General features: G+C 67.5%; 4 protein-coding genes and 1 pseudogene. 4 read left to right on the plus strand and 1 reads right to left on the minus strand.

Features of this window, described 5'->3' with window-relative positions:
* Window positions 1–5,810: fatty acid synthase subunit beta domain-containing protein (locus tag K8V11_RS10490; RefSeq protein WP_303913750.1), on the minus strand; the 5,810-nt coding region annotated here is incomplete at its 3' end.
* Between the two features lie 359 nt (window positions 5,811–6,169).
* Here K8V11_RS10490 and K8V11_RS10495 point away from each other — a divergent pair.
* The 4 genes and pseudogenes from K8V11_RS10495 to K8V11_RS10510 all read left to right on the plus strand — a co-directional run.
* On the plus strand, window positions 6,170–6,973 hold the full coding sequence (locus K8V11_RS10495) for a fructosamine kinase family protein (RefSeq protein WP_303913753.1): 804 nt from the start codon (window positions 6,170–6,172) through the stop codon (window positions 6,971–6,973).
* Between the two features lie 240 nt (window positions 6,974–7,213).
* Entirely contained in the window at window positions 7,214–8,506 is a 1,293-nt protein-coding gene (gene mdo, locus K8V11_RS10500) for an NDMA-dependent methanol dehydrogenase (protein ID WP_303913756.1), read from the plus strand.
* 86 nt (window positions 8,507–8,592) lie between these two features.
* Entirely contained in the window at window positions 8,593–9,786 is a 1,194-nt protein-coding gene (locus tag K8V11_RS10505; RefSeq protein ID WP_303913759.1) for a MoxR family ATPase, read from the plus strand.
* A 10-nt stretch (window positions 9,787–9,796) separates the two neighbouring features.
* Window positions 9,797–10,143: pseudogene (locus K8V11_RS10510) on the plus strand (hypothetical protein); the annotation flags it as partial.

Here is a 10,143-nt window from a genome sequence, read left to right on the forward strand (position 1 = left end):
GTGTTCTTTACGCGGTCGGCGATGTAGCTCTGGCGCTTGCCGGAGCGGCCGAGCACCGGGCGCAGCGAGTCGCCGATCGCGTCGGTGAGGACGGGGCCGAAGGCGCGGTACGCGCGGGCCATGCGCCCGACAGTGCCGGTCAGATCGGTGAACTCTGCTTCTGCTGCGCCGTCGATCGCGCCGAGGCCGAGCTCGGAACCAAGGTCGACAAGCAGCTGGTTACGCCTCGAGGAGACACCATCACACAGTGTCTCGATCGAGTCGGAACCGGTGATCTGGTCCGGGCGGATCTTGGTGCGCAGCGCGACGATGAGTTTCGTTGCGGCGCCCGCGTCGAAAGCGATGTCGTCCGGTCGCGGCGCGTCGGCAGCCGCCTGCGGCGCCGCAGGGGCAGCCGCCGCGGAGGCGGTCTCGCTCGGCGCGGCGTCCGTCGTGGTCTCTGCCGCGTCCTCGTCCTCTACATCCGTTTCGTCCTCTTCGTCGATACTCGGCGGGAGTGTGCCCCACAGCGTCGCGGCATCGCGCTCGATATTGAGTACCTGCGTGAGAGCCGAACCTTCGTGCCGCGGGAGCGCGAGCGTCTTCGCTGCGAGATTCGCCAGCGTCGGCGCGGACGCGACGCCCACCTCGAGACACTGCTCGATACCGAGCCCGCCGTCGGCGGACGGGTCGAACATCAGGTCCTGCGTCTCGATCCACCTGACAGGGCTCGCGAACTGCCAGGCCAGCAACTCGATGAGCAGGAGCCGGCCGAGTGCATTCGGCTGCGCAGCCCAGTCGTCCCAGCTGTCGAGGACGTTGTCGAGAGTCGCGGAGTCGACGTAGTCCGAGATCTCGGCAACAAACTCGCGGTCCAGCGAGAACAGGCGGGGAACGAGGTTCGGGATGTAGCGCCCGATGAGCACGTCGATATCGATCTCGTGCGGGATCAGCGAGTCGAGAGTGGCGCGGAATTCGGGCACGCCGTCCCGCAGCACCTGCGAGTGGAACGGCACGTCGATACCCGGCACCAACACGAAGGCGGCCTTCCCGCCGTGCCGCTCTACGGCAGTAGTGACGGCGGACTCCAGAGCATCACAGCCCGCCACGGTTCCGGCGATCGCGTACTGGGATCCGGCGAGGTTGTAGTTGACGATCTGCAGGAACTCTCCCGATTCCTCGGACACCCGGGCCACCCAGTCGGCGACGTCAGAGTCGGCGACGCCCATCTGCGAAGGACGGATCGCCGCGAGGCGGTAGTTCGAGTTGCCCTGTTCGTCGCGCGGGACGAGCGTGTGCATCGCAAGGCCGCGCTTGAACACGATCTCGAGAAGCGATTCGAGGCTGAGGGTCCCGGAGATCGCGGCGAGCGCGGTGTACTCGCCGACGGAGTGGCCGGCGAAGTAGGACCCGTCGATGAACAGACCGTCCTCGCGGAGCTCGGCGACCTGCGCTACGGCGAGGCACGCCATCGCGACCTGCGTGAACTGCGTCAGGTAGAGAACCCCGTCCGGGTGGCGGTAGGTGGTGCCACGAACGGTCACCTCGGTGGGGTTGTCGCGCACTACCGCGAGAATCGAAAAACCTAGCTTTGCGCGCGTGTGCTCGTCGGCGCGGTCCCAGATTTCGCGGGCGGCGCGGCTGCGGTTGCGGCCTTCCATCCCCATGCCCGCAGACTGGATTCCCTGGCCTGGGAACACGTATGCGGTGCGCGGCGGTGCGGTGATCGCGGTCGCCATCATCGCCGGCGAGCCATCGACGTTGCACGTGACCTCGAGAACCTGGCCGCCGAGGTGCGGACCGCCGGCGACGCGTCCGGTCTGCTCGGCGCGGACGCTGATTCGGGCCCCCGGGCGCACCGGAGCGAGCATGCGCGCGGTCCAACCGACGATCCGCGGCGCAGGCGTCGTTCCATCGCTTGCCTGGACGGCCTGCTGTGCGGCGGCGGACAGCCACATGCCATGCACGATGACGTCGCCCAGCCCGGCCAGCCTGGCGGCCGTGGTCGAGACGTGGATCGGATTGTGGTCGCCGGAGACGAGTGCGAAAGCGTTCATGTCCAGGGGCGCGGTGAAGGTGACGTTCGCGCGGCGCTGGCGCGAGGTCTCCTCGATGTTCGCGCCCGTGGTGCCGTCGCCCGAGACGAGTGCTCCGCCGAAGCGGTTCGGCTCGCCGGCCTCGGCCTGTCCGGTGCGGCCGCGGATCGCGAACCGCTCGCGCAGCGTGGCCAGGCGCTCCCCGGTGTGCGCGGAAGCGATCTCGACGGTGACGTCGATGACGCGGCCGAGCTCGGTGTCGCGAACCCCGCGGGCCTTGGCGTTGATGCGAAGCTCTTCGGACTTCTCCGGAAGTGCGGCGTGTGTGACGATGCCGTGATCGAGGTGGACGAGGTCAAGTAGCCCCTCGACGATGTCGATGGCGCGGTCGGCCTGGGTCGGCGACTGGGCGCGGGTTGAGGCCGCACCGATCACCGCGAAGATTGCCGGCCAGCAGGAGCCGACGAGCACGTCGGGAACACCTGCAGAGGGCGACAGCGGCGGAGCGATCCACGCTCCTGTGACCCCGGTGTGGTCCGCGCGGCGGTTCGGCGAGTACCACGTGTTGAGCTCGGCTTCGCCGCCCTCGACGGGCGGGAGCTCGTCGACCCCAGCCGCCGTGCGCAGCAGCGTGCGCATGGAATGTGCCGCGGCGGAGGCGGAAATGGTCGGTACGGCGCCGGAGGCGACGGCGTCCGGAAGGTCGATGGTGATCGAGAGCTCCGAGCGGCCGACGGGCACGGTCAGGACGACCTCGCGGTCCCCCGGTCCTTCGCTGAGGATGGATCCGGTCTCGGGATGATGGGCGGCTCCGCCGTCATCCAGAAGCCACTGCGAAGGCTCGCCCAGGCGGTGTACCGGGTTCGAAACGAGACGCCCGGCCCAGAGCACGTCCGGGCTGGCGAGGGTTGCGGTGACGAGGGTGTCCGGGCCATCGGCGGTGTTGCGGCGGCGGGCGGTGACCGGGTCGATGTCGGGCTGCGTGCCGGACAGTCGCTGCGCGGCGGCGGCCTCGAAGCGGTCGAGGAGTTCGCCGACGGGCTCGTCGGCTCGCTCGATACCCGCGACGGACACCGTGCCCGGGATGATGCACACCTCGTCGGCGGCGTAGCGCGGATCGTGGGCCTGCCACAGCGAGTCCGATCGCCACCAGCGCCGCACGTCGGCGTCGATGGTGGGCACGAACGGGACTGGCTTGCCCGGGGTGCGGAAGATCGCGAGGAACTCGGCGACGTCCGCCGGGTGCAGCGTTCCGGAGGCCGCGTCCGGGTAGCGGGCGGTGATCGCCTCGATGACCGTGTCCGGGTTCTCGACGCTCGCCGGTGTCGGGAATTGCGTCGGGATGGATCCGGTGTCGCGGGGGTCGAGGCGCGCCTCGGTGCGCTGGACGAGCTTGTGGAATCGGTCGCGAAGGCTGACGTCGAGCCAGGCGGTGTTCTGTGCCTTGGCGATGGCCTCGCCGAAGTCGCTGCCGGAGTCGAAGACGTTGACGCCGCTCGATTGCCCGGTCTCGCCCGACTCGCCCACGCACAGTGCGGCAAAGCGTGTGAGGACGTCGGCGTACGTCATCTCGTCCAGATTGCCGAAGTACGGCTTGGCGGTGGCGTTGATCGCGGCGATGATTTCCTCGCGGCGCTCGGCGACCGCGTCCGCATCGCCGGCAACCTCGTCGAGGAGACGCCCGGTGCGGGCGGCCGCATTGTCGATCTCGTGGATGTCCGCGCCGAGCTGGCTGCGGCCCGAGGCCATCCCGCCCGAGGCGTGGCCTGCGCCGACCCAGCCGGTGACGCCCTCGGTGTCGACGAGCATCTGCTTGACCTGAGGGCTCGTGGTCGCCTCGAGTGTCGCCATCGCGGCGGTGCCGACAAGCACGGCGTCCACGGGCATCGCGGGGAAACCGTGGTCGAGCGACCACTGCCCGGTGAGATAGTCGGCCGCGCGCTCGGGCGTGCCTATTCCGCCGCCGACGGCAAGGACGATGTTCGGCCGGCCACGTAGTTCGCCGTAGGTGGCGAGCAGAAGGTCGTCGAGGGCCTCCCACGAGTGGTGCCCTCCCGCGCAGCCGCCCTCGACCTGCACGATGATCGGGACGCGCGGCGTTTCGGTGGCGATGCGCACGACCTGGCGGATCTGTGCGACGGTTCCCGGCTTGAAGGACACGTGCCGGATGCCGGCCTCGCGGAGTTCGTCGACGAGCTCGACCGCATCGTCGAGGTCGGGGATTCCGGCGGTGACGACGACGCCGTCGAAGGGAATCCCGGCGGCGCGCGCCTTCTGCACGAGGCGTTTGCCGCCGACCTGCATGTTCCACAGGTACGGATCGAGGAAGAGGGAGTTGAACTGGGCAGTGCGGCCCGGTTCAAGAAGCTCGGCGAGCCGCTTGGTGTTCGCGGAAAAGATGGTCTCGGTGACCTGCCCGCCGCCGGCGAGTTCTGCCCAGTGGCCCGCGTTCGCCGCGGCAGCGACGATCGCCGGATCGACAGTCGTGGGCGTCATGCCCGCGAGCATGATCGGCGAGGTTCCGGTGAGACGCGTAAACGACGTTTCTACATGTGTAGTGCCGTCCGGAAGTCGGATCAGGCGCGGCTGGTGAGCGCTCCAGGGTAGTTCGACCTTCGGCGCGGCTCCCGGCGTGAAGAGGTTGCGCAGGCCGCCCGGTGTCGCCGCAGGCACCGAGCCGACGCCCTGACCGCGGAGGACCGTGAAGTTGAGTTTGTTGAGCGCCTGCCCCGGCCCCAGATCCAGAACCCAGCGGGCACCTGCATGGACCGCGTCGCCCAGCTCCTCGACCCAGTCCACGGGGTCGGTGAGGATGGCGCGGGCGAGCGTCGTCGCGCGGTCGACGTCCATGCCACAGCGCTCGGCCCATTCGGACACCTGGTCGACTGCGCCTGCGAGAACCGGGTGGTGGAATCCGACCTCGACATCAAGGTGATCGAAGACCGGCGCGAACGGGTCTCCGCCGGTGAGCTTCGCCTCGCGACGGGCCCGCTCGACGGACTCACGCTCGGCACAGTGACGCTCGAAGCGGTCGAGATCATCGGTACGCCCGACGATCACGTGGCGACGGATCGAGTTCCGGATGGTGAGTACTGGCCGGTGGAGCTCGGAGTCGCGATCGGGAAAGAGCTCGGTGAGCATTTGCTCGAGCTCGGCCTTTTCCGCGCCCGTGACGGAGCGCATGGGCGAGCGGTCTCCTGAACGGCTCAACCCCAGCCGGCGACCGACGAGAGTTGCGGCGGCTCCGATGAGCTGGGCGACGGCGAGCAGTTCGGCATCGGCACTGCCGAAGGTATCGAGCGACTCGACAGCGAGCACACCCTGCGAATGCCCGACGGCAGCGACCGGCGGGATCTCGTGGACATCGAGTCCCTCGGCGGCGAGCACCCGGAGCGCACCGAGCTGGGTGAGGAACACGGCCGGCATGGATACGGCAGCCGCGCTCAGCGCCGCGCCGTCGGGGGTCCGATCATGCTCGGGGTCCTCGTGGTTCGCGTTCGCCCAACCGATCGGGTCGAATCCCGCGGGACGCGCGATCGATAGCGCGTCGCTCACCGGCGCGAGCAGCACCTCGGCATCACCGACGATCGCAGCGAGCTCATCAGCCACGATCGAGCCGTCGATGAGGTCGCTCAGCGCTTCGTGCCACGCGATTCCTTGTCCCCCGAAGGCCACTGCGTAGGGCGTCCCGCTCTCGAGCTCGTCCGCCAGCGCGGTCGTCGCCTCGGATACGTTTTCGGGTTCGTCCCCGTCGAACCGGGAAGTGGCCTTGAGGTCTCGGTAATCGATAGTCACGAAAGCGGGCTCCTTGTTCTTGCGCCAATTGCGGGAATCACGCCCCGCGCCAGTGGCGCCAGCGAACGTGGTTCTTGTGATCCGCGAGCCATCGTGCCACAGAAACGTGAGGGGTCCCTCATTATTTATTGGACGTTCGTCCATGTTGCTAATTCGCGACTTGGGGTTTTTACACCTGCACCCAACGTGTCAGACCTGAGGTTTTACTCAACTTTGCAGCTAGATAAACGGGAGCTGTTAAATGCGTCCGTTATCTTATTGTGACCAAGTAATTCGTCACACAGCGTGTCGAACCCGCCCGACGGTCCGACCACGCCGGGCCGTGCCCCGCCGCGCCAGGCACGGATAACGTGGTGCCTATGCGCGAGTTCTCCAAATCCGACAGCACGGCACCAGACGGCTTCTTCGAGGCCGAGGCGGCGGGACTCCGTTGGCTCGCCGAACCGCAGGCGATTCCCGTCGTCGAGGTTTACGACGTCGACGCCCGTGGGCTCACGCTCGAGTATCTGCCCTCGGGCCGCCCGTCCTCGGACGACGCCCGCGAATTCGGACGCAGACTTGCCGCACTCCACGATGCGGGCGCGCCCGCATTCGGGTTCTCGCCGTCGCCGAAGGCGTGGTTCGGCCCACTCCACCGGCCGAGCGAGGTGCCCACGACTCCCCGCGAGGAGTTCGGCGAATTCTGGTCCACCGACAGGCTCGGGCCGATGCTCGAACGGGCCGAGCCTAATATGACCAACGCGCAGGTCGGCGTCGTTTCCGACGCGATCGACGTCATTGCGGCCGGCGCGTTCGACGGGATCGCCGGGCAGGAACGCGAATCGCCGTCGCGGGTCCACGGCGACCTGTGGTCCGGGAACGTCCTGTGGGCGACGACCGGCGGGAGCACGGTGGGAACTCTCATCGACCCCTCCGCCCATGGCGGACACCGCCTGGAGGACCTGGCAATGCTCTCACTCTTCAGCGCCCCGCACCTCGGCGTCATATTCGAGGGGTACTGCGAGGCACATCCGCTACCGGAAGGCTGGCGAAAGGACCTGCCGGCGCACGTGCTGTTCGGACTACTGGCACACGTGTACCTGTTCGGCGGCAGCTACACCCAGCCCGCCGAGAGCGCCGCGCTGCAAACGATCGAGCGGGCGCGGGAGCTCGGCGTCCTCTAACCCCGCCGACACGGCGCGACAGCCACCACCTCGCCGAAACCTCACCGCTTGGTCACGACGGCCACCTCGCCGAGTGGACAGGTGCCCACTGGCCATTGGTCGACACTGCCCTGCCCCTCGGAACAGTCTTGGGGAAATGCCCTTCTCACCGCCGTCACCCAGTGCCACATTGAGACCTGCATCACAATCGCGGCGGCGCCGGATCGCTGGTTCCGCCTCTTCAGACCGACGGAGGTCACCATGCAGGTCGATCAGTTACTCAAGCCGTTCCCGATCAAGGAGTTCCACCCGTTCCCCCGCGCTCTCATGGGTCCGGGATCGGTGGAGATCGTCGGACCCGAGGCGCTCAAACTCGGGTTCAAGAAAGTCCTTCTCATGACCTCTGGCCTTCGCGGCACCGAGATCGTGTCCAATCTCAAGGCCTCGCTCGAGTACCACGGGCTCGAGGTCGTGCTCTATGACAAGGTCGAGTCCAATCCCAAGGACTACAATGCGATGGACGGCGCGAAGCTGTTCATGGAGAACGACTGCGATTCGTTCATTTCCGTCGGCGGCGGCTCGTCCCACGACGCGTGCAAGGGCGCCCGCATCGCCGTCGCCCACGACGGTCGCAACATCAACGAGTTCGAGGGATTCAACAAGTCCGAGAACCAGAAGAACCCGCCGCACATCGCCATCTCGACCACCGCCGGCACGGGCTCGGAGACCTCGTGGGCCTACGTCATCACCGACACCACCACAGACCCGTCCAAGCCGCACAAGTACGTGGCCTTCGATGACGCCGCCGTGGCGACGCTCGCGATCGACGATCCGACTCTCTACTTCGACTGCCCCACCCGCTTCACCGCGCAGTGTGGCTTCGACGTCCTCGCCCACGGTTCCGAACCGTACGTCTCGCGTCTGAACTTCGAGCCCTCCCTCGGCAATGCTCTGCGGTCGATCGAGCTCGTCGGCCAGAATCTGCGCAAGGCGACGTGGAACGGCGAGGATCTCGCTTCCCGCGAAGGCATGATGTACGCCCAGTACATCGCCGCCCAGGCATTCAACTCCGGCGGGCTCGGCATCATCCACTCGATCTCGCACGCGACGAGCGCGTTCTTCGACACCCACCACGGTCTCAACAACGCCATCGCGCTTCCTCGCGTGTGGGCGTTCAACCTCTCCACCGAGTACGAGCGTTTCGCCAAGATCGCCGAGGCGCTCGGCGTCGACACCTCGGGTATGACGACGCCGCGTGCCGCAGATGCGGCGGTCGAGGCCGCCATCCGCCTGCTGCGCGACTGCGCCATTCCGGAGAAGATGACCGACATCACCGCCGATACCCACGAGAAGAATCGACTCGGCCAGGGGCCGACGGCGTACTACGAGGGTAAGAAGAAGGTACTCGGCGACGATCAGACGATCGACGACATCACCAACCACGTGCTCGGCGACGCCTGCACCGACGCCAACCCACGCGAGTGCACGTTCGACTCGGTTCGCCCCGTGGTCGACCACTGCTACAACGGCGACCTCGACGACCTGATCAGCTGATCGCTTTCCCTCTCACCGCGGCGCCGCCCGGCTTCATTTTCTATGGGCGGCGCCGCACCCGGCCCCGCGCTGCAAAGGACCTCACCATGAGCGACCCAGAAATTTTCGCCGACGTCGACGACGTTTCCGCACGCCTGCGCGAGGTCGGCTATCTCCCCGACGAGGCGATCGCGACCACGGTCTTCCTAGCCACTCGCCTCGGCCGCCCGATCCTTCTCGAGGGACCCGCGGGCGTCGGCAAAACCGATCTCGCACGCAACCTGTCCAAGGCGCTCGGGCGCGAATTGGTCCGACTGCAGTGCTACGAGAGCCAGGACGAATCCAAGGCCCTTTACGAGTGGGACTACGGAAAGCAGCTGCTCTATACCCAGATCCTGCGAGAGAAGATTTCCGAGGTCGTCGCCGATGCCGACGACCTGGCCACGGCGGTCGACATCATCGCCGCCGGCGATGAGGTGTTCTTCTCCGATCGGTTCCTGTCCGAACGCCCCCTGCTGACGGCGATGCGCAGCGAGCAGCCGGTCGTTCTGCTCATCGACGAGGTCGACCGTTCCGACGAGAGCCTCGAGGCAGTACTGCTCGAAACCCTGGAGGAGAACCAGATCTCCATTCCCGAAATCGGGACGATCCGCGCGGCGCACCCACCATTGGTGTTGTTGACGTCGAACAACACCCGAGACCTGTCGGCCGCGCTCAAGCGGCGCTGTCTTCATCTCTTTCTCGACTATCCTGACGTCGAAAGAGAACTGGAGATCGTCCAGGGCAAGGGAACGGGACTCAACGATGCCCTCGCACGCGAGCTCGTCACACTCGTCCAGGAGCTCCGCGCTCTCGATCTGCGCAAGGCGCCGAGCATCGCCGAGACCGTCGACTGGGCCCGCACGTTGTCGGTCCTCGGGGCCACGGAGATGGACCCCACGCTGCTGGAACGCACCGCGAGCACAGTGATGAAGTACGAGCGAGACCTCGACCGCGCCGTCGCGCACATCCGGCGACGTTCCGGCGAGACGCAATCGTCGGAGCCGGACTCCCCCACCGCCACGACGACAGCAGCCCCCGAGCCTGTCCGCGCCCCGGCTGCGAATCGGTCCTCCGCGGCTGCCGCGCCGGCGTCGACTCGGCCACAACGAGATCCGCAGAGCGACGAAGAGGCCGCCGAACGAAGGGCGCGCCGCGACTCCTTCGACACGAAAGGCCGGCACGGGGCCGCAGCCTTCTTCGGCGCGCGCGGAACTGCATCCGACCAGCGGCGGCCGGGGACGCGCCGCCGCCCGGTGTGAGGACGACACGATGGAACGGGAGATCCTCACCTTCATCGAGCACCTGCGGACCCACGGCATCCGCGTAAGCACCGCGGAAACCCTCGATGCGATGCGCTGCGCGGCCGTGCCCGGGATTCTCACTCACCGCGAACGCCTCCACGCCGCCCTCGGAGCAGCGATCGTCACGCGGCTGTCGCAGAAGCAGACGTTTGACGCGATCTTCGCGCTGTTCTTCGGCTTGGCGCCGATATCCACTGCCGCCTCCGACGACGCTTCTGCCGGCGGCTCGATCGACACCGACTCGAACGCCATGGCCGGCCAGGAGGCCAGCACCGATCCGGAGCAATTCGACGGCACCGTCGACGAGCAGGCCAC

Source organism: Dietzia timorensis, assembly GCF_020742175.1.
GTDB classification, from domain to species: domain Bacteria; phylum Actinomycetota; class Actinomycetes; order Mycobacteriales; family Mycobacteriaceae; genus Dietzia; species Dietzia timorensis_A.

Bases quoted from the DNA above. Each gene is read 5' to 3' on its own strand.
- K8V11_RS10495 (WP_303913753.1), top strand. From the start codon at position 6,170: ATGCGCGAGTTCTCCAAATCCGACAGCACGGCACCAGACGGCTTCTTC.
- K8V11_RS10505 (WP_303913759.1), top strand. From the start codon at position 8,593: ATGAGCGACCCAGAAATTTTCGCCGACGTCGACGACGTTTCCGCACGC.
- mdo (WP_303913756.1), top strand. From the start codon at position 7,214: ATGCAGGTCGATCAGTTACTCAAGCCGTTCCCGATCAAGGAGTTCCAC.